The organism is Actinoallomurus rhizosphaericola (genome assembly GCF_024055675.1).
GTDB classification, from domain to species: Bacteria; Actinomycetota; Actinomycetes; order Streptosporangiales; family Streptosporangiaceae; genus Actinoallomurus; species Actinoallomurus soli.
Genome location: NZ_JAMXMW010000002.1, coordinates 581,982 through 604,159, shown reverse-complemented (window position 1 = coordinate 604,159; position 22,178 = coordinate 581,982). Strand labels below are relative to the sequence as shown.

The 22,178-nt window shown below is 72.2% G+C and carries 21 protein-coding genes; 4 read left to right on the top strand and 17 right to left on the bottom strand.

What is annotated here, in order from left to right; translation table 11 throughout:
- Nucleotides 1-4 precede the first annotated feature (4 nt).
- The 3 genes from NE234_RS06775 to NE234_RS06765 all read right to left on the bottom strand — a co-directional run bounded on the left by NE234_RS06775 (nt 5) and on the right by NE234_RS06765 (nt 4,668).
- A complete protein-coding gene (locus NE234_RS06775) occupies nt 5-1,558 on the bottom strand; it encodes a hypothetical protein (RefSeq protein WP_252777987.1) in 1,554 nt (517 codons plus the stop codon).
- A 97-nt stretch (nt 1,559-1,655) separates the two neighbouring features.
- On the bottom strand, nt 1,656-3,392 hold the full coding sequence (gene argS / locus NE234_RS06770) for an arginine--tRNA ligase (RefSeq protein ID WP_252777986.1): 1,737 nt from the start codon (nt 3,390-3,392) through the stop codon (nt 1,656-1,658).
- A gap of 124 nt (nt 3,393-3,516) precedes the next feature.
- Nucleotides 3,517-4,668, bottom strand: coding sequence for a saccharopine dehydrogenase family protein (locus NE234_RS06765; RefSeq protein ID WP_252777985.1), 1,152 nt, complete (start codon nt 4,666-4,668; stop codon nt 3,517-3,519).
- A gap of 170 nt (nt 4,669-4,838) precedes the next feature.
- Here NE234_RS06765 and NE234_RS06760 point away from each other — a divergent pair, with 170 nt between their 5' ends.
- Complete coding sequence (locus tag NE234_RS06760) at nt 4,839-5,813, top strand: hypothetical protein (protein WP_252777984.1); 975 nt, start codon at nt 4,839-4,841, stop codon at nt 5,811-5,813.
- A gap of 335 nt (nt 5,814-6,148) precedes the next feature.
- Here NE234_RS06760 and NE234_RS06755 read toward each other — a convergent pair whose 3' ends face one another.
- Complete coding sequence (locus NE234_RS06755) at nt 6,149-6,976, bottom strand: helix-turn-helix transcriptional regulator (RefSeq protein ID WP_252777983.1); 828 nt, start codon at nt 6,974-6,976, stop codon at nt 6,149-6,151.
- A 127-nt stretch (nt 6,977-7,103) separates the two neighbouring features.
- On the opposite strand from NE234_RS06755, the gene NE234_RS06750 reads away from it, so the two are divergent.
- Nucleotides 7,104-8,150 (top strand): NAD(P)-dependent alcohol dehydrogenase, encoded by a 1,047-nt coding sequence (locus tag NE234_RS06750; RefSeq protein ID WP_252777982.1) that lies wholly within the window; start codon nt 7,104-7,106, stop codon nt 8,148-8,150.
- A gap of 134 nt (nt 8,151-8,284) precedes the next feature.
- Here the strand turns inward: NE234_RS06750 and NE234_RS06745 are convergent, their stop codons facing one another.
- From NE234_RS06745 to NE234_RS06715, 7 genes are all read right to left on the bottom strand, one after another.
- Nucleotides 8,285-8,677 (bottom strand): type II toxin-antitoxin system VapC family toxin, encoded by a 393-nt coding sequence (locus tag NE234_RS06745; protein ID WP_252777981.1) that lies wholly within the window; start codon nt 8,675-8,677, stop codon nt 8,285-8,287.
- On the bottom strand, nt 8,674-8,910 hold the full coding sequence (locus NE234_RS06740) for a hypothetical protein (RefSeq protein ID WP_252777980.1): 237 nt from the start codon (nt 8,908-8,910) through the stop codon (nt 8,674-8,676). Before NE234_RS06740 ends, NE234_RS06745 begins: the two co-directional genes overlap by 4 nt.
- A gap of 57 nt (nt 8,911-8,967) precedes the next feature.
- Complete coding sequence (plsX, locus tag NE234_RS06735; protein WP_308206857.1) at nt 8,968-10,020, bottom strand: phosphate acyltransferase PlsX; 1,053 nt, start codon at nt 10,018-10,020, stop codon at nt 8,968-8,970.
- 89 nt (nt 10,021-10,109) lie between these two features.
- Nucleotides 10,110-10,472, bottom strand: coding sequence for a hypothetical protein (locus tag NE234_RS06730; RefSeq protein ID WP_252777979.1), 363 nt, complete (start codon nt 10,470-10,472; stop codon nt 10,110-10,112).
- Nucleotides 10,469-11,317: an alpha/beta fold hydrolase gene (locus NE234_RS06725; protein WP_252777978.1), complete on the bottom strand. Its 849-nt coding sequence runs from the start codon at nt 11,315-11,317 to the stop codon at nt 10,469-10,471. The genes NE234_RS06730 and NE234_RS06725 overlap by 4 nt, the downstream gene beginning before the upstream one ends.
- On the bottom strand, nt 11,314-12,075 hold the full coding sequence (locus tag NE234_RS06720; protein WP_252777977.1) for a DUF998 domain-containing protein: 762 nt from the start codon (nt 12,073-12,075) through the stop codon (nt 11,314-11,316). The genes NE234_RS06725 and NE234_RS06720 overlap by 4 nt, the downstream gene beginning before the upstream one ends.
- Nucleotides 12,076-12,154: 79 nt before the next feature.
- On the bottom strand, nt 12,155-13,297 hold the full coding sequence (locus NE234_RS06715) for a glycoside hydrolase family 18 protein (RefSeq protein WP_252777976.1): 1,143 nt from the start codon (nt 13,295-13,297) through the stop codon (nt 12,155-12,157).
- A gap of 400 nt (nt 13,298-13,697) precedes the next feature.
- Between NE234_RS06715 and NE234_RS06710 the strand changes: the two genes are divergently transcribed.
- A complete protein-coding gene (locus NE234_RS06710; protein WP_252777975.1) occupies nt 13,698-15,074 on the top strand; it encodes a KamA family radical SAM protein in 1,377 nt (458 codons plus the stop codon).
- Nucleotides 15,075-15,174: 100 nt separating this feature from the next.
- On the opposite strand, the gene NE234_RS06705 is transcribed toward NE234_RS06710, so the two are convergent.
- From NE234_RS06705 to NE234_RS06690, 4 genes are all read right to left on the bottom strand, one after another.
- Nucleotides 15,175-15,708 carry a YbhB/YbcL family Raf kinase inhibitor-like protein gene (locus tag NE234_RS06705; RefSeq protein ID WP_252777974.1) on the bottom strand — a complete coding sequence of 178 codons (534 nt, stop codon included), beginning with the start codon at nt 15,706-15,708 and terminating at the stop codon, nt 15,175-15,177.
- A 32-nt stretch (nt 15,709-15,740) separates the two neighbouring features.
- On the bottom strand, nt 15,741-16,580 hold the full coding sequence (locus NE234_RS06700) for an ABC transporter permease subunit (RefSeq protein WP_252777973.1): 840 nt from the start codon (nt 16,578-16,580) through the stop codon (nt 15,741-15,743).
- A 64-nt stretch (nt 16,581-16,644) separates the two neighbouring features.
- The gene (locus NE234_RS44140) at nt 16,645-17,553 is read right to left on the bottom strand and encodes a carbohydrate ABC transporter permease (RefSeq protein ID WP_252777972.1); all 909 of its coding nucleotides are present in this window, start codon (nt 17,551-17,553) and stop codon (nt 16,645-16,647) included.
- Nucleotides 17,550-18,572 (bottom strand): ABC transporter ATP-binding protein, encoded by a 1,023-nt coding sequence (locus NE234_RS06690; protein ID WP_252777971.1) that lies wholly within the window; start codon nt 18,570-18,572, stop codon nt 17,550-17,552. The genes NE234_RS44140 and NE234_RS06690 overlap by 4 nt, the downstream gene beginning before the upstream one ends.
- Nucleotides 18,573-18,901: 329 nt before the next feature.
- Here NE234_RS06690 and NE234_RS06685 point away from each other — a divergent pair, with 329 nt between their 5' ends.
- Nucleotides 18,902-20,176 carry a phospholipase D-like domain-containing protein gene (locus NE234_RS06685; protein WP_252777970.1) on the top strand — a complete coding sequence of 425 codons (1,275 nt, stop codon included), beginning with the start codon at nt 18,902-18,904 and terminating at the stop codon, nt 20,174-20,176.
- Nucleotides 20,177-20,240: 64 nt separating this feature from the next.
- On the opposite strand, the gene NE234_RS06680 is transcribed toward NE234_RS06685, so the two are convergent.
- Together NE234_RS06680 and NE234_RS06675 are read right to left on the bottom strand one after the other, a co-directional pair.
- Nucleotides 20,241-21,068, bottom strand: coding sequence for an ABC transporter ATP-binding protein (locus tag NE234_RS06680; protein ID WP_406566949.1), 828 nt, complete (start codon nt 21,066-21,068; stop codon nt 20,241-20,243).
- A complete protein-coding gene (locus NE234_RS06675; RefSeq protein ID WP_252777969.1) occupies nt 21,061-22,110 on the bottom strand; it encodes an ABC transporter permease in 1,050 nt (349 codons plus the stop codon). Before NE234_RS06675 ends, NE234_RS06680 begins: the two co-directional genes overlap by 8 nt.
- Nucleotides 22,111-22,178 lie beyond the last annotated feature (68 nt).

Sequence of the window (22,178 nt, the reverse complement as noted above, 5' to 3'; positions counted from 1 at the left end):
ACCCCTAGCCGACGAAGGTAAGGATCGCGTCCCGGTCTTTCGCCACCGACGTGGCGAGAGTCTCATAGCGGGCGCGGTGCTCCCGGAAGGCGTCCGCGATCTGCCGCGTCTCACGGATCAGGCGGTCCTTCTCCCGTACGGCGTTCTCGGCGGCCGTGCGACGGGCGAGCCGCTGCATGATCCACAGGATCGCGCCGCCGGCGGCGACCACGGCGGCGACGATCGCCAGGCCGACGAGCGCGGCGACGAGCGTCCCGATGAGGGCGGAGACGCCGGCACCGGTCATGGCCAGACCGATCCAGTCGGTCGTCGAGCCGGTCGCGTACTGGGCGTCGATCTCTGCCTCCGGCTCCGCCGTCGAGCCCGGACCGTCCGGGCCGATCGACAGGCCGAAGCCCCGCACCCGGACCTGGATCCGCACGGGGAGCGGACGGGACGCCTTCTCCGCCAGGTCGTCGGCCGCCTCGGCGATCCAGCGGCGTCCGGCGCGCAGGGCGAGCAGGCGCAGCGCCGGCGATCTCCCGTCGAACATGTCGCCGCGCAGCAGGGCCCGGGTCTCTCCTCCCGGGGAGTCCCAGGCCTTCGGCGGCGCCGCGGCGCCGTTCTCGATGATCTGCCGCAGCTCCCGGGCGCGGGCGATGAGCGGCGCCTCGTCGGGGCTGCCCTCGTCGACGAGCGTGACCAGCAGCGTGGCGAACTCCGACGGGCCGGCGTCGTCCGCGCCGCGGGGCGGGGGTTCGGCCGCGGGGAGGGCCTCCTCGATCAGGGCCCGCAGGCGGGCGAGACGCGCGGCGTCCGCCGCGGGCGCGGTCAGGGCCGGCTGGTCCCGCAGGATCCGCGGCAGGCGGGAGGTCTCCGCGCTCCCGCCCGCGGAGGAGATCTTCTCGGCCCACGCCCGGCCCTCCGCGGTGGCGGCGGCGGCCGGGAGGCCCTCGACGAACTCGGCCAGCCGGCGTTCGACGTGGGAGCGTCCCGGCTCGCCGAAGACCCCCTCGGCGCAGGCGACCCACAGCCGTCGCTGCACGTGGGTGACGGTCTCGCCGAGGGGCGGCAGGGTCCGCGCCAGCCACGGCGCGGCCTCGGCGTCCCGGCCCGCGACCGCGAGCGCCAGCGTCAGGAACAGGGCGGTCCGCGCCTCGTCGCGCCGGCTCGCCTCGGCGGCGCAGGTGTCCGCGCTCACCTCGTCCCCGCGGAGCAGCGCCGACAGGGCCTCCGCGGCGGGCCCCAGCCAGTAGCCGGGGCAGTCGGTCAGGTCGAGGCGGGGCGGGTCGGCGGCGTCCCGGGCGAGGGAACGCAGCAGCCGCCGCGTCTCCTTGCGGATGGCGGCCTCCCGGTCGAAGACCGCCATCTCCGTCCGCAGGTCCGAGAGCTCCACGAACGCGTCGAAGGACCGGGACAGCCGGTCGATCCGCCGCTCCAGCGTGCCCTGCACCTCCGTGAGCTTCGACTGCAGCGTCCGCGAGTTGCGATCGGCGTACTCGTACGCCGCGCTGACCTCCTCCCGCAGACCGCGGATCTGCCGATCCTGCCGCGCGTCGGTCCACCAGTCGTCGCTCACGCCGCCTCCTGCGCCGTCGATGTCCTGTCGCCCGAAGTCCGACGTACGGCACCGCCCGCCCGTTCCTCGGGAACGAGCGGGCGGGTGGAGGGGATCGCTACATCCGCTCGGGGGTCTCCACGCCGAGCAGTTCGAGGCCCTTGGCGAGCGTGCGCAGGGTCAGCGCGCACAGCGCCAGCCGCGACGCCTTCGTGGCCTCGTCCGGGGCCCGCAGCACCGGGCAGTTCTCGTAGAACGTGGTGTACGCCGAGGCCAGCTCGAACAGGTACGCGCACAGCCGGTGCGGCTCGGTCGTCTCACCGGTCTGCCGCAGCGCGGTGCCGAACCCCAGCAGATGCAGGGCGAGGGCCCGCTCCGCCTCGTGGCCGAGCACGATCGGCCCCGCCGCCTCCTCCGGGGTCAGCCCGCCCTTCCGGAAGATCGACCGGATCCGCGCGGCGGCGTACTGGAGGTACGGCCCGGTGTTGCCCCGGAAGGAGATCATCCGGTCGAAGTCGAAGACGTACTCGCTGCCCCGGGCGACCGACAGGTCGGCGTACTTGACCGCCCCGATGCCGACGGCCTCGACGATCCGCCGCCGGGTCTCCTCGTCGAACTCCTCCTCGTGCGGCACCTCGTCGAACGCCGCGCCGGCCCGCTCGACGGCCTCGTCCAGCAACTCCGTCAGCTTGACCGGCTTGCCGCTCCGGGTCCGGAAGATCTTCCCGTCGGGGCCCAGGACGTTGCCGATCTGGGCGTGCTCCGCGCTGACGCTCTCCGGCAGCCAGCCCGCCATCCGGGCCACGGCGAAGACCATCTGGAAGTGCAGCGCCTGCTGCGCGCCGACGACGTAGATCATCCGGTCGACGTCCAGCTTGTCGACGCGGTACCGGATCGTGGCCAGGTCGGAGGTGGAGTAGTTGTAGCCGCCGTCGCTCTTCCGGATGATCACCGGCAGCGGGTCGCCCTCCCGGCCGGTGAACCCGGGCGGGAACACGCACAGCGCGCCCTCGCTGATCTCCGCGACGCCCTTGTCCCGCAGCTCGTCGGCGGTGACGCCGAGCATGTCGTCGTAGAAGCTCTCGCCCCGGATGTCCTCGTCGGTGAGCGTCACGCCGAGCCGGCCGTAGACCGTGTGCAGGTAGTTCTTCGACAGCTCGACCAGCCGCTCCCAGTGCCGGATCGTGTCCGGGTCGTGGGCCTGGAGCTTCACGACCCGCTCCCGGGACCGCTGGGCGAACGCGGCGTCGGAGTCGAACCGCTGCCGCGCCATCTGGTAGAAGGCGTTCGGGTCGGTCTCCGGGAGCCTGGCCTCCGCCGAGTCCTCACCGACCTCGAGCAGCAGCTCGATCAGCATGCCGTACGGCGTGCCCCAGTCGCCGATGTGGTTGTCCCGGATCACGTGGTGCCCGACGAACTCCAGCACCCGCGCGAGCGCGTCCCCGACGATCGTGGTCCGGAGATGACCGACGTGCATCTCCTTGGCGATGTTCGGCGAGGAGTACTCCACGACCGTCGTCTGCGGAGCCTCCGCCTTCTCCACCGCCAGCCGCTCGTCGCCGTGCATGGCCTGCGCCTGCCCGGCGATCCACTCCGGGCTGAGCGTCAGGTTGACGAACCCCGGACCGCTGATCTCGACCTTCGAGCACACGTCGGACACGTCGAGGTGCGCCACGAGGTCGGCGGCGATGTCGCGCGGCTTGCGGCCGAGCTTCTTGGCGAGCGGAAGCGCGACGTTGGCCTGGAAGTCGGCGAACTGCGACGGGCGGATCACCGGGTCGGCGTCGGGCTCTCCGAACGCCGCCCCGAGGGCGGCCTGGACGCGGGCGGCGAGAACGTGCTGCGGGTCGGACATCGGGATCCTCGTGGAGTACGGCTTCGGCAGCTGCGGCTGCGACGTCCTAAAAGCCTATCGGCGACCGGCCACAGCCCCATCCGAATATCCGCCTCCACCGCACGGGCGCGCCGCCCGGCCCGCGTCAGCCGGCCGAGCCGACGACCGTGAACTCCAGCCCGGCGCGTTGCAGGCGGGTGAGGAGGGCGTCGCCCATCGCCTGGGCCGTGGTGACCTGACCGGCGGTCGCGGGCAGGTCGTCGAAGGCCAGGCACAGCGCGGACTCGGCCAGCATCTTGGCGGTCTCCCCGTAGCCGGGATCGCCGCCGGAGACCTTGGTCACGACCTTCCGGCCGCCGCCCTCCCCGGCGAAGTGCACGGTGAACCAGCTCCTGGCCCGCTTCTCTGCCGACGGTCCGGTGCCGGGCGTGAAGCGGTCGAGCAGCCGGTCCCGCACGGGCCCGATCCGGGCGGCCGCCACCAACCCGGCCGACCCGGCGGCCAGGCCGGCGGCGGAGGCCAGGTGCCGTACGGCGGCGAAGTGGCCGTAGGAGAAGTCGGGCCCGTAGCGGTCGAGGGCGGCCGCGGAGCGCCGGACCACGTCGGGGTCCAGGGTCGGCAACGGCAGCGCCCAGGCGCCGAGCCCGGCGTTGCGGTGCGGACGCCCCTGTACAGCGCGGATCCGGCGGCCCGGCACCGGCGGCTCCGCCGCTCGCCGTCTGCGGTGGACCTCGGCCGCCTCACGCATGCGGGCCATCACGGTGATCGCGGAGTGGACGGTTCCGCCCGACGGCGCGCCGCCGACCCGGACGTACCCGCGCACGCTCAGCGGGACGCCCTCGGGCAGCCGCTGGACCGTGAAGTAGACGCCGAGGTCGTGCGGCACCGAGTCGAACCCGCACGCGTGCACGAGCCGCGCCCCGGTCGCGGCCGCCCGCGCGTGGTACTTCAGGTACATCAGGTCGACGAACTCCTGCTCCCCGGTGAGGTCGACGTAGTCGGTGCCGGCCTCGGCGCACGCGGCCACCAGCGGCTCGCCGTAGGTCACGTACGGGCCGACCGTGCTGATCACCACCCGGGCGGACTCGGCGATCTCCCGCAGCGAGGCCGGGTCGGTCACGTCCGCGCGCAGCAGTGGCAGATCCACGCCGAGGCGGTCGCGCAGCGCCTCCAGCTTCGCGGTGTTCCGCCCGGCCACCGCCCACGTCCCGGATCCGTGCGCCGCGAGGTACTCGGCGGTGAGTGCGCCGGTGAACCCGGTCGCGCCGAACAACACGATGTCAAAGGGCCGATCCATGGGCCTCCCTCGGTCGCACGTACCTGCTTGCTTACCGCGTGCGCCGGACGCGGGAAAGCACCCCGCACCGACTGTGGCACACGTCGCACGAAGACGACGGACTGACAACCGCCGCGTTCTCACGGACGTCCTGTGTCGCGGACGGTGGCGTCGCCCCGAGGAGGTTCACGATGGACGAGGTCGTACTGCGTCGGCGGGGGTTCGTCTTCTCACCGGACAGGCCGCTGCAGATCGCCGGGTACGTACTCGGCTTCGCCGGGGCGCTCGGCCTGGCCTACCTCCTCGGCGGACGGGAGATCCTCAAGATCTTCCCTGTCTGGATCGTCATGATCGTGGCCTTCTCGCTCTACCCGATGAAGGTCCTCATCGCCGACCGCGACGGTGTCTCGATCCTGAGCCGCGGCGGCCGTACCAGGCTGAGCTGGGACCGGATCGCGAAGATCGTCGTTTTCGACAGGGCCGGCGGGAGGGTCACGGTCGGAATCCGCACCGAGCCGGACGACGCGACGCGCGCCCGTCCCTGGACCCGGTTGGCGGAGGTGATGCGGCGGATCGGGCCGGCCCCGCGGCTGCTGCGCGTCCCGGGCCGTGACGAACCCTTCGCGCTCGCCTTCGAGACGGTCTGCGGGGGAGTGCAGGCGAGTGAACTGGCCGACCGGTTCCGGAGGTCGGTGCCGGTCCCGATCGCCGAGCTACGGAGTGGAGACGCGGAGCCCTACTCCGTACGGGCACCGTTCCGGTCGGCGCTGCCGGACGCAGCCTTCCTGGCGGTCTGGAACGGTCTGATCGGAACCATCTGGGTGGTCGTCACGGTCCGGCAGGACGCACGCGCCTGGATCCCGCTGGGCGTCATGTTCGCCGGATTCTGCCTGATCCTGACCGAACAGCTCATCCCGCGAGCGGCTCTCATGGCGGACGGGACCGGGCTCCGATTCGGGGAGGAGTTCCTGGCCTGGGACGAGATCCAGGCCATCAGACTGGGCGCGGCAACGGACGGCACCGACCTGATCATCCGGACGACCGCCGCGGCGGCTCTCGTGGAACCGGAGGTACGACGCAGGCTCACCGGAACGCACGTCGACCCGGCTCGTCTGGCGGCAGCCGTCCCGCCGGGGATCACCGTCGACCACACCACCGTTACGTGACCGCCTCGACGATCCGGCAGCGTACGAAGGGACCTCCACGCGAGCGGATCAACCGCCCGAAAACCAAGGTGCCTGTGTAGAGGTTGCGACCCTGTTGAAGCACAGCTAGGTGCAACCTGTGCATCGGGCCGGGGCTTGCCGTCCCTGTCGACGGAACGAAAGACGCAAGAACGACCGAACGTAGGCCGCAGCGGCGGCAGAGTGGCAGCAACGACGGCGAAGCAGATGCCGACCGGCGTGCGGCTCGGCGGATCCGCAGTGCGGATCGCGGCCGAGCGGGGGCCGCCGTCCTCAGTGAGAACCTGGACTGCGTGCTCACCGGCGCCGCGACGGCATCAGCGACCGCGGCGCCGGGTCGCGATCATCGTGGCGAGCAGGGCCAGGGACTGCTCGTCCGGTGATCCGGGCCGGGCGTGGAGGACGGTGAGCACCTGGCCGTCCTCCAATGGCATCGCGTGGAAGCGGAGGCCGATCACGCCCAGCTCCGGGTGCCGGAACCTCTTGGCGCCCGCCGTGGTGGTGCGGACGTCGTGGCGGGCCCACAGTTCCCGGAACTCCTGGCTGTGCAGCGACAGTTCACCGATGAGTGCCGTCAGCTCGGGGTCGTCCCGCTCGGTTCCGATCCGGGCCCGGAAGTTGGCGACCGTGTCCGAGGCCACCCCGTCCCAGTCCACATGGGTCTCCCGTGTCGCGGGGTCGAGGAACACCGCGCGCAGCAGGTTCGTCCCAGGCACGTAGCAGGGGGCCAGCTCGCACGCCAGGGCGTTCGATCCGACGACGTTCATCCGGCGGCTGGTCACCGTGGCCGGTGTCGTCGTCCAGGCGTCCAGGAGTTCCTGCACGGTGTCCGGCACCCGCTCGCGGGTGCGCGGGGCGGTCGGTGCCGGGCGGGCCAGGGCGTACAGGTGCTCCGTCAGTTCCTCGTCCAGCCGCAGCGCCCGGGCCAGCGACTCCAGGACGCTCTCCGAGGGGCGGTGTCCGCGTCCCTGCTCCAGGCGTACGTAGTAGTCCGCGCTCACTCCGGCCAGGAGGGCCAGTTCCTCCCGCCGCAGCCCCGTCACGCGGCGGCGGGCGTCGCCGGCGGCGTCGTCGAAGCCCACGTCTTCGGGACGGACCAGGGCGCGGCGGGCCCGGAGGAACTCGGCGAGAGCGGCGTTGTCCATGGCCTCAGGCTATGTTCGGCCGTCCGGTACGAGGGTGGCCCTGTGATTCCCGGTCATCGGCCACCGATGGTGGGGCGGCGTGGTCCGGCGACAGCATGGCGGAGTCGTGAACGAGAGGAGATCCACCATGCGAACGGTCACCGGCTGGGCCGCCCAGGCACCCGGGTCGGCGTTGGCGCCCTGGCGCTTCGAGCGCCGTGACCTGCGACCCACCGACGTCGCGCTGCGGGTGACGCACGCGGGGGTGTGCTTCACCGACCTGGATCACGTGCGGCCCGAACCGGGTCACGAGCGGCCGGACATCTTCCCGCTGGTGCCGGGCCACGAGATCGTGGGTGAGGTGGTGGCCGTCGGCGGTGCGGTCACCGGCTTCCAGATCGGCGATCCGGTCTGTGTGGGGAACATCGTCGACTCGTGCGGGGTGTGCGAGGCCTGCCGCAGCGGTGATCAGGAGTTCTGCGCGGAGTTCCCGACCCTGACCTACGCGGGGCGCGACCGGCACGACGGGTCCCTGACCCAGGGCGGGTTCAGCGACGAGTACGTGGCCGACCAGGCGTTCGTGTACCGGCGTCCCGAGGGACTCGACCCGGCCGGGACCGCACCCCTGATGTGCGCGGGGATCACCACCTGGGTGCCGCTCAGGCGGTGGGAGGTCGGCCCGGGACAGACGGTAGGCGTCATCGGCCTCGGCGGGCTCGGGCACGTGGCGGTGAAGCTGGCCAAGGCGCTCGGCGCCGAGGTCGTGGGCTTCACCACCTCACCCGGCAAGGCGAAGGACATGCGGGAACTCGGCGCCGACGACGTGGTGGTGTCGACGGACGCCGAGGCCATGGCCGCGCAGCGCGGGCGGTTCGACCTCATCCTCGACACCGTGCCCCGCGCGCACGACCTCTCGCCCTACCTGACGGCGCTCCGCTTCGACCGGACCCTGTGCACGCTCGGCATCGTGCCGGAGCTGTCCTTCGACCCTCAGGCCCTGCGGTTCGGGCGCAAACGGCTGGCGGGCGCGGGCAGCGGCGGCATCGCCGACACCCGGGAGATGCTCGACTTCTGCGCCGCTCACGACGTGACCGCGACCGTCGAGGTGCTGTCCGTCGCCGAGGTCAACACGGCACTGGACCGGCTGGCCGCGGGCGACGTCAAGTACCGGTTCGTCCTCGACCTCACGTCCTGACGACGGCCACCGAGGACCCGGTGGTCGGCGCGTCAGGGCTCGGGGTGATCCGGAGGCGGCGGTGCTGTGTCCGGTTCGCCGTGATTGCGGAAGGAGAAGCGGTTCTGGCGGGTGGCGGCGAGGCCGACCGCCCGTCAAGCGGGCATGTCGACGACGAGCCCGACACCTGCGGCGGCTTCCGCCAATCGCTTGTCGTACGTGACGAACGAGGTCAGTTGTGTTCGGATTCGCAGGGCAGTGGCGAGGTGGATGGCGTCAAGGCTTCGAACGGTGACAGGTCGGATCGTCTGCGCGAGGATGCGGATACTCGGCTGAAGTTCGACCAACTCGATGAGGTCGAGTACCGGGTGCAGACGCGCCACCGCCTCCGGCGCGTACCGCGCCAGAGCGCGGAACGATTCGATTTCCAGCAGCGCGGAGCTGATCCAGCCGGTGTCGGCGCGGGCGTCCAGCCAATCGCGAAGTGCCTGGGACTCCGCCTCCGCATGAACGAGTTTTACGACCGCTGCGGAGTCGAGGTAGATCATCCGCGCTCTTCGTCGCGGGCGGCGGCGAGTTCTGCCGCGATGTCGACGCCGTCCGGTTCACCCAGAGGCATCCGGAGAACGGCGCGGCGCATCTCTGCTGCGCGTTCCTTCCGCATGGCGGTCTCAAGTACCGCATGGCGAATCGCGGCCGAGCGTGAGCCGCCGTCCCTGGTGAGAACCTCGAGGGCGTGCTCAGTCTCCGAGTCGGTACGGATGGTGATCGTGTCTGCCATAAGACCAGTGTAAGACATTACGTCTTACGTTCGCGTGGTATCTGCTTAATGATCGCGTCAGGGCTCGGGGTGATCAGGAGCAGGCGCCGCTGTGTCCGGTTCGCCGTGGTTGCGGAAGGAGAAGCGGTTCTGGCGGGTGGCGGCGAGGCCCTCGCCGATCTGCTCGACGATGCGGCCGGCGGCCAGGTCGCGGGCGAGGACGCAGGCCGAGGCGATCGCGGGGGCGCGGGACGCGCCGTGGGCGATGACGACGGTGCCGTTCAGGCCGAGGAGGACGCCGCCGCCGTGCGTCTCCGGGTCCAGCCGGTCCCGCAGCCGGCGCAGTTGCCGGCGCTGCAGCAGCGTGGCGGCGCGGGCGAGCAGGCCGGAGCCGATCGCGGCGCGCATCTCCGTGACCGCCAGCCGTACGGCACCCTCGACGGTCTTGAGCGCGACGTTGCCGGTGAAGCCGTCCGTGACGACGACGTCGACCGCGCCGGCCAGCAGGTCGCCGCCCTCGATGTTGCCGATGAAGTCGACGCCCGGCAGGTCGCCGGACAGCAGTTCGTGGGCGCGCCGGGTCAGCTTGTTGCCCTTGCCGGCCTCCTCGCCGATCGTCAGCAGCCCCACCCGTGGCGAGGCGACGCCGAGCCGGATGCGCGCGTACGCGGTGCCGAGCGTGGCGAACTGGGCGAGCATCTCGGGCTTGGCGTCGGCGGTCGCGCCGGCGTCGAGGAGCACCGTCGGGCGCGGGCGGGTGGGCAGGACGACGGCCAGCGCGGGCCGCATCACCCCCGGCTGGCCGCGCAGGCGGAGCCGGGAGGTCGCCACCACGCCGCCGGTCGATCCGGCCGACACGAGCGCCGCCGCGTGGCCGCGCCGGATCAGGTGGCAGGCGATCGCGACGGACGAGCGCGGCCGCCGCCACCCGGCCAGCGCGCCCTCGTCCATGGCGAGGGCGTCCTCGGCGTGCACGAGTGGGATCTCGCCGAGCGCGTCGTGCTCGCGGAGCAGGTCACGGACGCGGCGGGCGTGGCCGACCAGGACGACGCGGACGCCGTGCTCGCGGGCCGCGGCCACGGCGCCGGCCACCACCTGCTCGGGGGCCTCGTCGCCGCCCATCGCGTCCACCGCGACCCGCGGGCCCTCGGCCCGCTCCTCGGGCCGCCGCCCGCTGCGCGCTTCCGGCCGCCTCCCGGCGTGCCCCTCGACCGGGCCGGTCACTCTGGGTCCTGGCAGCCCTGGCCGAGGCAGGGCCTGCGTACGACCTCGCGGCCGCTCACCGTGATCACGTACTCCTGGAGGGGATGCGGGGAGTTCGCCCGGTAGGCGACGGCGTCCACCCGGACCGGCTCGTCGCGGTCGGTCCGGCCGACGCACTGCACCCGGACGACCGACAGCGTGTCCGCCGACAGCGTACGGCAGCGCATCCCCGCGCGGATCGTGTACCCGAGGTCGCGCAGCTCGTCGCGCGCGCCGTAGGCGGTCGCGTTGCGCAGCGAGCTCTCCGAGACCTTGCGGACGGGGTTCTCGCACGCCGCGACCAGGAGCAGCAGGATGAGGGCGAGGGCGACGGCCTTCACAGCTCGCGCACCGCCCGCGCCACGGCCTCGGGCCGGTCGATCTGGACGAGGTGCCCGACGTCGGGCAGGACGACCTGCCGTCCGCGCGGGCTGAGCGCCGCGAGGCCGGCGTGCGCGCGCCGCCACGCCTCCCCGTCGCCGCGCAGGTCGCCCAGGGCGGTGATCACCCGCAGCGGGATGCCGGGGAAGGGCCGGTGGCGGCGCAGCGTGAGCAGGTCCGCGGCCATCTGGCGGTACACGGCGTCCTCGGCGAGAAGGGTGCCGAGGACGTGCCCGCGCGTGCAGACCTCCCGGACGTACTCCGGCGGCGCGACGTTGCCGCGCGCGGTCATCAGCCGCATCGCCAGGCCGTACGCGGCCGGGCCGGCCAGCCGGGTGAAGCCGGTCGTGCCGGCGACCGTGCCGGCGAGGCGCGCGAGGGGCACGAGGCGGCTCAGCGGGCGGGAGTACCGCGGCGTGCGCGGCTCCGCGCTGGGGTCGACCAGCACCATGCCGCCGGCCAGTTCCGGGTGGAGCCGGGCGAACGCCTCGGCGTGGAAGCCGGCGAACGAGTGCGCGACGAGGATCACCGGGGCCCCGGCCCACCGGGCCAGCGCGGCCAGCCGGTCGGCCTCCGCGCGGAGGGTCGCGGCGCCGCGTACGGGCGGGCTGCCGCCGAGGCCGGGCCGGTCGAAGACGATCACCCGGTGCGCGTCGCGCAGCCGGGAGACGACCGGGGTCCAGTCGAACCAGGCGCCACCCAGACCCGCGCTGAGCAGCACCGGAGGCGATCCCGTACCCTCCGTGACGACGTGCAGGCGGTCTCCGCCGATGGTCATGAGGTCGCCGGGCAGGCGGTCGTTCACGGGGTCGTGGCCTTCTCCCGCTCCGTGCTCCGGCCGTCGGGCCGCGCGTCCGGGTGGAGGATGGGAGGTCCGGCGGCGAGGGCGCGCCGCCGGCCGGTGTAGAGCTCGACGGCGATGACGATCAGCCAGACCGAGATCACCGTCACCTGCACGCGCTCCATGACGCCGAGCATCAGTCCGAAGTACATCAGGGGCAGCGTTCCCAGCGCCGTGCTCGTCTCCACGACCATGACGGGCCAGCTCCAGCGCGCGAGCACCGGCCAGCGGCCGTACCGGCGGGCGGCGATCGTCAGGGCGATGAGGCTGACGATGCCGCTGGTGACGACGAGCGTGCTGGTCACCGAGTGGAACTCATGGGCGAACGACACCGTCCCGGCCCGCTCGCGCAGCGCGCAGGTCGGGTCGGAGTTGGGCGCGCAGTCCATGGCGAACAGCGAGTCGCCGATCGAGAAGACGCCGAACAGCAGCAGGGAGAGCCAGCCGACGAGCGCCCAGCCGCCGGGGCGGAGCCGGCGCAGCACGATGGCCGCGACGACGATCGACAGGGTGCCCGAGAAGAAGTCGCAGCCGGAGAAGAAGCCGTGGTACGGCTGGTCGGTGGCGGACAGTTCGCTGACGTAGCCGTTGACCGGGTCCAGCTTCGGGTTGATCAGGAACTGCAGGACCCAGGAGCTGTAGACGACGCCCGCGATGGCGGCGAGGACCGGCAGGCACGCGGGAAGCGTCGCCGGATCACGTGCAGGTCTCGCCGAACTCACAGGTTCCAATCTAGGTGCCCGATGCGGGTCTCTGGGACTACCCCGCGGCGGCGGACCTAAGCGGCCAACCTGCAGATTCTTACGATCCTTGCAGGATTCTGGAGAAGACTCCGGCGTCCTCGTCGAGCCCGCTGCACGTGTCGTTCTGCGCGGTGGTGTCGGTGGTGCACGGGGTGTCCCGGGTGATCGACCACATCGACAGCCGGCCCAGGTGACGGCTGGTGGCCCAGGTGCGGATCTGCCGGGCGTCGTCGGGCTGGAATCCGGCGCCGGTGCCCGTGACGCCGATGACGGGCGCGACGCCCATCCGCCGCCAGACCGTGTCCGCGTCCTGGTGGTAGAGCCGCTGGAGCTGCCCGTGGGCGGCCGTCGCGGCGGCCTGCACGGCCGATCCGGTCGTCTCCGAGGGGAGGAGGTCGACGATCGAGACGTCGACGCCCGCCGCCGTCGCCGTCCGCAGCGTCCCGAGCGCGTCGGCGGTGAGGCCGGTCCGGTGCAGCGGAAGGGTGAACGACACGCGCAGGCCGGGCCGGTCGTGGCTCAGCCGGGCCAGTGCCTCGGCGCGGCGGCGGGCCGCCGCGTCGTCGGCCAGCGCCGTGTCGGTGAGGTAGAAGTCGACCTGCTCGGTCCCGGTGGTGGTCAGGACGGAGCGGTAGGCCGTGGTCAGCTCGTCGACGTCCGTGCAGGCGTGAGCGAGCTCGGTGGCGCGCGGGCCGCCGAGGGAGACGATGGTGTCGCCGGGGACCTTCTTGATCTGCTTGCGGACGACCGCGTCGCCGAGCGGCGTCAGGCCGCCCCAGGTCGCCGTGCACCCGTCGCCGGCCGCGACGAACCCGAGCGTGTAGTCCTTCACCCCCGTCCGCGCCGCGGTCTTGGCGAAGTCCAGCGGCGGCCAGGTCAGCACGTCGGCGTACGGCGCGAAGGGGACGTCGGAGGCCGGGGTCGCCGAGGCGCTCGGCTCCGGGGCCGCGGTCGTGCGGGAGACGGTGGGCGCCGGGTGAGCGCCGGGCGGGCGCGAGCGGGTCCCGGGCACCTCCGTGATCGCGGCGTCGGGCCGGGAGGCGGCGCGCGAGCGGGCCGACGGGGCCGCGTGCTCGTCCAGGTGGGTCGTCGCCGCCAGGACGGCGGCGCCGCCCGTGCAGGGGATGAGCAGACCGGCCGAGAGCAGCGCGATCCTGCGGCTCAGCCGGGGTGCCGCGCGGCGTTTGCGGTGTCTGCCCACGACCTCTCCTCGTGGGGCGGCAGGGACATCGCTGACCGCGGTGACCACTGTCGCGTCTGGGATTCGTCAACCGGAAGTATGGCGTAGCCCTCGGACAAGATCACGATCCGGGTCCGCGTGTCGGTCTGACACTTCCTCGGACCGTCGATCGTTGATCATTTGGGGCCCCACGCCTGCGTATCGATACGCGTGTCTGCGGGTATCCAATTCGTAAGAAACGGGGCTCAACAGGTTCAATTGGGCTGGGGAGCGTGGCATCGCTGCGACGCGATGACGTCGTGGTCCGACGGTTAAGGAGGGAGATCCCGGACAGCGAGTCGTCTGCGGAGGGGCCCCTGAGAGCCCGGTCCGCGCGGCTCCGCTTGCGCGTTTCCCGTCGACTCGGAGGAGTAACGTCAACGTGACCTTGGTCAATGACGCGGCGCCGGCCGCGGTGAACACCACCGGCCGCAGGTTCCGCGCCTTCACGGCGAAGCATCTGGACGAGCTCACCGCTCGCGCCGGGCTGACCGCCGAGCAACGCCTGGCGATCCAGGCGGTCGCTACGGTCCTGCCGTTCCGCACCAACAGCTACGTCGTCGACGAGCTGATCGATTGGTCCGCCGCCCCGGACGACCCGATCTACCGGCTCGTCTTCCCGCAGGAGGACATGCTCCCCGCGGAGGACGTCGCTCGCATCTCCGACCTGCTGCGTCGGGGAGCGCCTCGCGCCGAGGTGAACGCCGCCGCCCACGAGGTCCGGCTCAAGCTCAACCCGCACCCGGCGGGACAGCTGCAGCTCAACATCCCGACCCTCGAAGAGGAGCCGATGCCGGGGGTGCAGCACAAGTACCCCGAGACCGTGCTGTTCTTCCCCAAGCAGGGCCAGACGTGCCACGCCTACTGCACCTACTGCTTCCGGTGGGCGCAGTTCGTCGGCGAGCCCGACCTGAAGATGGCGGGCGACGACGTCGACCGGCTCAAGCGCTACCTGCTCGCGCACCCGGAGGTCACCAGCGTCCTGTTCACGGGCGGCGACCCGATGATCATGGGCGAGCCCGTCCTGCGGCGCTACGTCGAGCCGCTGCTGGAACTCGAGCAGCTCGAGTCGATCCGGATCGGCAGCAAGGCCCTGGCCTACTGGCCGCAGCGCTGGGTCACCGACCCCGACGCCGACGACACGCTCCGCCTGTTCGAGAAGGTCGTCAACGCGGGCAAGAACCTCGCGTTCATGGCCCACTTCACGCACCCGCGCGAGCTCGAACCGCACCTGGTGTCGGAGGCGACCCGCCGCATCCGCGGCACCGGCGCGGTCATCCGCACCCAGGCCCCGCTCATCCGCACGATCAACGACACGCCGCTGACCTGGGAGACCATGTGGCGGCGACAGCTGCGGATGGGCATGGTCCCCTACTACATGTTCGTGGAACGTGACACCGGGCCACAGGACTACTTCGCCGTGCCCCTCGCCCGGGCGTACGAGGTCTTCCGCGACGCCTACAAGAACACCTCGGGGCTCTGCCGCACCGTCCGCGGCCCGTCCATGTCCGCGACGCCCGGCAAGGTGTGCGTCGACGGGGTGGTCGAGATCGGCGGGGAGAGGCTGTTCGCCCTGCACTTCATCCAGTGCCGGGACCCGGAGCTGGTGAACCGGCCGTTCTTCGCCAAGTACGACCCGGAGGCCGTGTGGCTGACCGACCTGCGGCCGGCCTTCGGCGACCGGTTCCCGTTCGAGGGGGTCGTTCCGGGTGGGGACGTGACGGCGCACGACATCGTCGCCGCGGGTCCGTCCCTGTGACCGGCCCGATCGCATGGCCCTCCCGCTAGCCCGCCGACAATGATCGTGGGGCCGTACCCCTGGTACGGCCCCACAAACGAACGCGCGGCGGCGCGGAACGTCAGCTCTCGAACTCGGGGACGATCTGCGCGCGGCCCAGGGTGTGGCCGGTGATGTTGAAGCCGACCACCGCGGGCGAGGCGTCCTCGGGGACGCCGAGGTTCTCGACGTCCAGCGCGTGCACGGTGAAGGCGTAGCGGTGCGGCGCCCCGGGAGGCGGAGCGGCCCCGCCGAACTCCTTGTTCCCGTAGTCGTTGCGGCCGTGCTTGGCGCCCTCGGGCAGGCCCTTGAAGTCACCGCCGCCCGCGCCCGTCGGCAGCTCGGTCACGGAGGCGGGGATGTCGTACAGCACCCAGTGCCAGAAGCCGCTGCCGGTCGGCGCGTCGGGGTCGTAGCAGGTGACGGCGAAGCTCTTGGTCTCCGCCGGGGCGCCCTCCCAGCGCAGGTGCGGAGAGAGGTTCTCGCCGCTGAAGCCCCAGTCGTTGAACACGTGGGCGTTCGACAGCCGCTCGCCGTGCGCGACGTCGTCGCTGGTCACGGTGAACGACGGAACCTCGGGCAGGAATTCGTGCGGCAGCGGTGGCCGGCCTGCCATGGCAACCTCCTCGGTCGGTTCGACGGATACGCCTAAGTCCTATCAGCCGTGCCCGCCGACGCCGCGATGATCCTTCCCAGTACGAGATCGGCCGCCGCCGCCAGCGGAACCGCGACCAGGACGACGCCCAGGTGCAGCGACCGCCAGAGCGGAGCCGCCCCGTGTCCGAGGTGGGCGGGGATCCCGGCCGCCACCGTCGAACGCGCTCCGGCGAGTGCCCGCGCGTACACCAGGTCACCGGCCGCCAGCGTGAACGCCAGGACGGCGACGGCGGCGATCGCCGGTCGCAGCAGCGGCACGACGACCCGAACGAAGGCCGCGAGGCGGCTGTGCCCGTCCACGAGCGCCTGCTCCTCGACGTCCACCGGAACGGCCCGCAGGAACCCGCCGAACAGCAGCACCGCCACCGGAACGGTGATCGCCGGCTCGACGAGCACCAGCGTCGCCGGGGAGCCGCCGAGCCCGAGCCCGTCCGCCGCCCACGACAGCGGCACCGCGAGCAGCACGGACGGCACGAGGGCGAGGACGGCGATGATCCGGCCCGCCGTACCGCCCCACCGCCTCCGGCGCAGCGCGTACGCGGCCGGCAGCGCGAGCAGCACCGTCACCGCCGTGACCGGCCCGCCGACGAGCACCGTACGGCCCACCCACGCCCCGAACGGCGTCGACCGCAGCAGGCGCACGCTCTCCCCGGCCGGGACCTCGTGGACGGCCGCCCACAGGCTCCACAGGAACGGCGCCGCGCAGAGCACCGAGGCGACGGTCGCCAGCGCGTAGAGCGCCGCGCGCTCCACGGCCCGGCGTACCGCCTGGCGCCGCCGCTGCCGGGCGAGCTCCCGCGCCGCCGTCCGCGCGGCCAGCCCCCCGATCATGAGGCATCCTTCGCCGGACGAGCGACCAAGGACGCCGTGCTGAAGGCTCGCCCGCTCCGCTCGCTCACGCGGCCTCCTTCGCGGGGGAACGCGCGGCCCGCAGGAGGCCGGCCGCCCCGGCCAGGGGCAGGGGGAGCAGGAGGACGGCGATCGCCGCGCCGCGCGCGAGCCCGCCGCCCTCGATCCCCCGCGCGTAGGCGAGCGCGGCGAGCGTCCGCGGCGGCCCTCCCGGCCCGGTCAGTACGGCCGCGACCGCCGTATCGGCGCAGCTCAGGACAGCGGTCAGGAGTGCGGCGACCGCGATCGACGGCAGGGCGAGCGGGATCACGACCTCCACCGCCCGCCGTACGGCGCCCGCCCCGTCGACGCGCGCGGCGTCCCGTACGTCGCGGGGGATCGAGGTGAGCCCGGCCGCCATGACCACGGCGGCCAGGGGCGTCAGCCGCCAGACCTGGACGACGACGATCGCGCCCAGGGCCGTGGCGGGCCGCTCGTGCCAGGACGCGACGCCGGCGGCCCGCAGCAGCCGTCCGGCGGGGGAGTGCGCGGAGTCCAGCAGCCACCGCCAGGAGGTCGCCGACAGCGCGGCCGGCGTCGTCCAGGGCAGGAGCACGAGCAGCCGGACGAGCCACCGGCCGCGGAACCGGGCCAGGAGCACGTGGGCCAGAACCTGCCCGCAGAGCACCACGAGGACCGTCGAGACACCTGCGACCACCAGCGTGCCGGCCAGCGCCCGCCAGAAAGCGCCGTCGCCGAGGACCGCGCCGAACCGCCGCAGGCCGGTGAACCGGTACGCCGGGGCGGTCGCCGTCACCCCGGACAGCGCCAGCGCGACCGCCAGCGCGAGCGGCACGAGGACCAGCGCCGTCAGGTAGACGACCGTCGGCAGCAGGAACAGCCAGGTGAGCAGGCCCTCCCGGTCCGCGAGCCCGGCCCGGCGACGAGACGCGGTGTTCGCCGCCACGCGGCTCACCCGCCGATCCGTACGGGTGCCGTGCGGTTGCCGTACTCGGCGTCGAAGAAGCGCACGCGGTCGCCCGGCACGGCGAACTCGCGCGTCTGCCCGCCGGCGAGCGGGGTGGTCACGGTGGCGGGCAACCGCGCGATCACCCGCGTCTCGCGGCCGATGCGCGTCACCCGGCCGTACACGTGCCGGTCGCCCGACAGGTGCTCGATCCGGTCGACGCGCAGCGGCATCGTGACCCGCCCGTCCGGGGGGACCTCCTCGGCGGGCAGCAGGTGTTCGGGGCGGAAGCCGATGAGCCGGTCGCCGCGCGGCACGAGGTTCATCGGCGGCGTGCCGATGAGCGTCGCGACGAAGGTGTCGACGGGCTCGTCGTACAGGTCCTGGGGCGTGCCGACCTGGCGGAGCCGGCCGGCGTCCAGGACCGCGACGCGGTCGCCGAGCCCCGTCGCCTCGGCCTGATCGTGGGTCACGCTGATCATCGCGGTGCCGAGCCGCCGCTGCAGCGACCGCAGTTCGTCGCGGGCGGCGGCGCGGGACCGGGGGTCGACGCCCGCCAGGGGCTCGTCGAGCAGCAGGACGGCCGGTTCGCGGACGAGGGCGCGGGCGAGGGCCACCCGGCGGCGTTCGTCCGCCGACAGCCGGCCGGGGCGGCGGCCCAGCAGGTCGGGGATGCCGAGCAGATCGGCGGCCCAGCGGGCCTTGCGCTCGCGCATCGCGCGGGGCACGTGCTCGGCCTTGAGCGGGAACTCGATGTTGCCGCGCACGCTCTTGTGCGGATAGAGGGCGTGCGAGGGGACGACCAGGCCGACCCGGCGGGCCCGCGGCGGCAGGCCGTTCATGAGGTGCCCGCCGAGGTGGACCTCGCCCAGCGTCGGGGACTCCAGGCCCGCGACGGTGCGCAGGAGCGTGGTCTTGCCCGCGCCCGCCGGTCCGAGGAGGGCCAGGCACTCACCCTGCTCGGTGGTCAGGTCGACGCCGTCGAGCGCGCGCACGTGCTTCTTGCGGCGGCTTTCGTACACCTTCACCAGGCCCCGCGTCTCGAGGACCCTCACCGGCGGGCGGGCGCGGACGGAGTGACGGAACGGAAGGGATGGAGGAAGTCGTGTCGGGACAGAGGACGCGCAACCGGCATGGGACCTTCCCCGTACAGAGGTTCCTCCCTCGAAAGTAGATCGCTCTTGGCCCGGCTTCCAGCGGCAGTTGCCGCACAGGCCCGCATCCGGGGCTTTTCTTGGGTAAGTCGTGTGTTCTGTGTGACCGAAGCGCTACAGTGCGTGATCTACATCGGCCGAACTCCGGGTCTGGCGGACCGGCCGTCCGCCCGCCCATCCAAGAAAAGAGGAGAAATCAGGACATGCGTGGACTCGCCATTGCGGCGGTCGGTACGGCCGTCGCCGTCGCCGGTGCCTCCTCGCCGGCACCGGCCTCATGGGCCCGATCGGTCCGGTCCGCCGCACCGGCCTCCTCGGTCTCACCGGCGTCCGCGGCGGACGCGGTGCGGGGGACCGTCGTGCCGGGAGGGCTCGGAACCGCCTCCGGCATCGGCCCGGCGGCCGCCCTGCGGCCCTCCGCCGTATTCAACGTCCCCTCCGGGTCGGCGGCGGAGCAGAACGCCATCGCCCACCACGTGAACCAGCTGACGGCCGGCGCTCCCCGGGGCGCGCTGATCCGGATCGCGGTGTTCATGTTCACGTCGCAGGCGTTCGCCCGGACCCTGACCGACGCCAAGAGACGGGGCGCGCACGTTCAGCTGGTCGTCGACGCGAGCACCCGCGACAACGACGCGTACCGCCGCGTCGAGCGGGCGCTGGGCACCAGCCGCAAGAGGTCATCGTGGGTGGTGGCCTGCCACAAGGGCTGCGTCGGCGACACGATCATGCATAACAAGTTCTTCCTGTTCTCGCGCACCGGGCGGGCGCGGAACGTCGTCGTGCAGTCCTCGGCCAACCTGACCACCCGGAACCGCGTCAACGCCTGGAACAACGCGTTCACGATCAGCGACGCGCGCCTCTACCGGGCGTACGGCCGCTACTTCTCCGCGCTGGCCGCCCGGCACCACGAGCGGGACCACTACCGCGTGACCCGCAGCGGGCCCGTCACGGCGTACACCTTTCCCCGCGCGGGCGACTCGGCCACGACCGACACCCTGTACCGGTTGCTCGGGAAGGTCGGCTGCGGAGGCGGCACGTCCGTCCACGTGACGACGTTCAACCTGAGCCGTACGGACGTCGCCGAGCGGCTCTGGTCGCTGTCCCACCAGGGCTGCGACGTCCGGGTCATCTACACGAACCTGAGCGACCGGGCCCGCGAGATCCTCGAACAGGAGGACGGGCCAGAGCTGCTGAGCAGCCACTACATGTACTTCGACGCGGAGACCGGCGACGAGGTCGACGCCTTCGCCCACTCCAAGTACGTCCTGATCGACGGGACGTACGCCGGGCGGTCCCGGAAGGTCGTCATCACCGGCAGCCCGAACTACACCGAGCCGGCGCTGCGGCACAACGACGAGACGATGATCAGTATCGAGGGGGCCGGCGTCTACGGCGCCTACGAGAACAACTTCACCCGGCTCTGGGACGCCGCTCAGTCCCACTACCAGCTCAAGGGCAGCGTGCCGGATCCCGGATGATCCGGGCGAGAGCCCGCTTCGGAAGTCGCTTCCCCGGAACGTCCGACCTCCGAAGCGGGTTCGATCACTTCCCGGTGGCCTCGACGTAGGCGTCGACGACCGTGTCGGTGTCACCGTCCATGATCAGCCGGCCCTCGTCCACCCACAGCACCCGGTTGCACATCTCCCGGATCGAGTCGAGCTGGTGGGCGACCAGGAAGACCGCACCGGCCTCCTTGCGCAGCTCGTCGATCTTCGCGGCGCTCTTGCGCCGGAACTTCGCGTCGCCGGTCGCCAGCGCCTCGTCGATCAGCAGCACGTCGTGGGACTTGGACGCGGCGATCGCGAACCGCAGCCGCGAGCCCATGCCGGAGGAGTACGCCCGCATCGGCAGCTGGATGAAGCCCTCCTTGAGCCCGGCGAACTTCACGATCTCGTCGTACTTCGCCTTGACCTCGTCCGGCCCCATGCCCATCGCCAGGCAGCCGAGCACGATGTTGCGCTCGCCGGTCAGGTCGTTCATCAGCGCGGCGTTGACGCCGAGCAGCGACGGCTGGCCGGCGGTGTAGACGCCGCCCTTCTGCGGCGGCAGCAGCCCGGCGATGGCCTTCAGCAGCGTTGACTTGCCCGACCCGTTGGTGCCGATGACGCCCACCGCGTCACCCTTGTAGGCGACGAAGGACATCCCGCGGATCGCGTGGACCTCCTTCATCGACGGGCGGTTCTGCCGGCGCACGACGCGCATGAGGGCGTTGTTGGCGTTGCCCTTCCCGCCCGCGCCGTACACGCGGTAGATGATGTGCAGGTCGTCGACGACGACGATCGGCTCGCGGTTCGGGTCGATCACCACCGGAGGGGCCGACCCGTCGGGGGTTGCGGACACCTTGACCTTCTCCTTGAGGGCGTCAGCCACGGCCGTACCTCTCCTCGGCGCGGTGGAAGTACCAGAAGCCCACCACGAAGGCGACCACGGCCCAGCCCACGGCGTAGATCCAGATCATGTGGTCGGTCGAGATGAGCTCGGCGTGCTGCTTGCAGGCGTTCGCCGCCTTGACGAGCTGCTTGTGCGTCGTGCCGCCGGCCGCGCACTGCTCGGCGTACTTCGCCGTCATCTTGTGCAGGTCGTGGCGGTAGGAGCCCATCAGCGAGCGGCGGGCGAGCTCGACGTACACCGAACCGGGGTTGGCCTCCATGAGCCGCATGGCCCACGTCGGGACCTTGGAGCTCAGGGTGTACATCGAGAACATGATCCCGGAGAAGTAGAGCCAGGTCCGGAGGATGAACGGCAGGAGCTGGCTGAGGTCCGGGACGAACGCGCCGATCCGGGCGACCACCAGGCTGACGCCGATGTTGAACATCAGCTGCAGCAGGAGGATCGGAACGATCAGCACCCACTCCCAGGTGGGCCACTCCTGGAAGCCGAGCATGATCACCAGCAGCACGCCCATCGCCGCGAACAGCTGCTGCAGCTCGACGATCGTGTACGAGAACGGCAGCGTGGCCCGCGGGAAGTGCAGCGCCCTGATCAGCGACATGCTGCTCTGAACCGACTTCGCACCGGAGGTCACCGACCGCTGGGTGAAGTGGAAGAAGAAGATGCCGGTGACCAAGTACGGGATGTACTTGCTCACATCCCCGCTCCGGCCCAGCAGCAGGCCGAAGATCAGGTAATAGACCAGTGCGTTCAGCAGGGGAGTGAGGACCTGCCAAAGCTGACCGAGACGCGACTCGGTGTACATCGCGACGCTCTTGGCCGAGGCGAACGCCCAGATGAAGTGACGTCGCTGCCAGAGCTGGCGGATGTACGCACGAAGAGGGGGACGAGCGGCGCTCTGTTTGAGCCCATGGCGCGCGGCGAACTCGGCCAGCGGGGGGTTCCCGTTCATGTGAGGGGGCTCCGCGATCGTGCTGACCTGCCCGCCACCCGAGGCTCCGAGCCGTTCCGGGTGACTCATGCGGAGCAGCCTATTGCAGACCGGCGTCCGGGAACGACCAACCGCCGGATGCGATGCCGACAATGTGA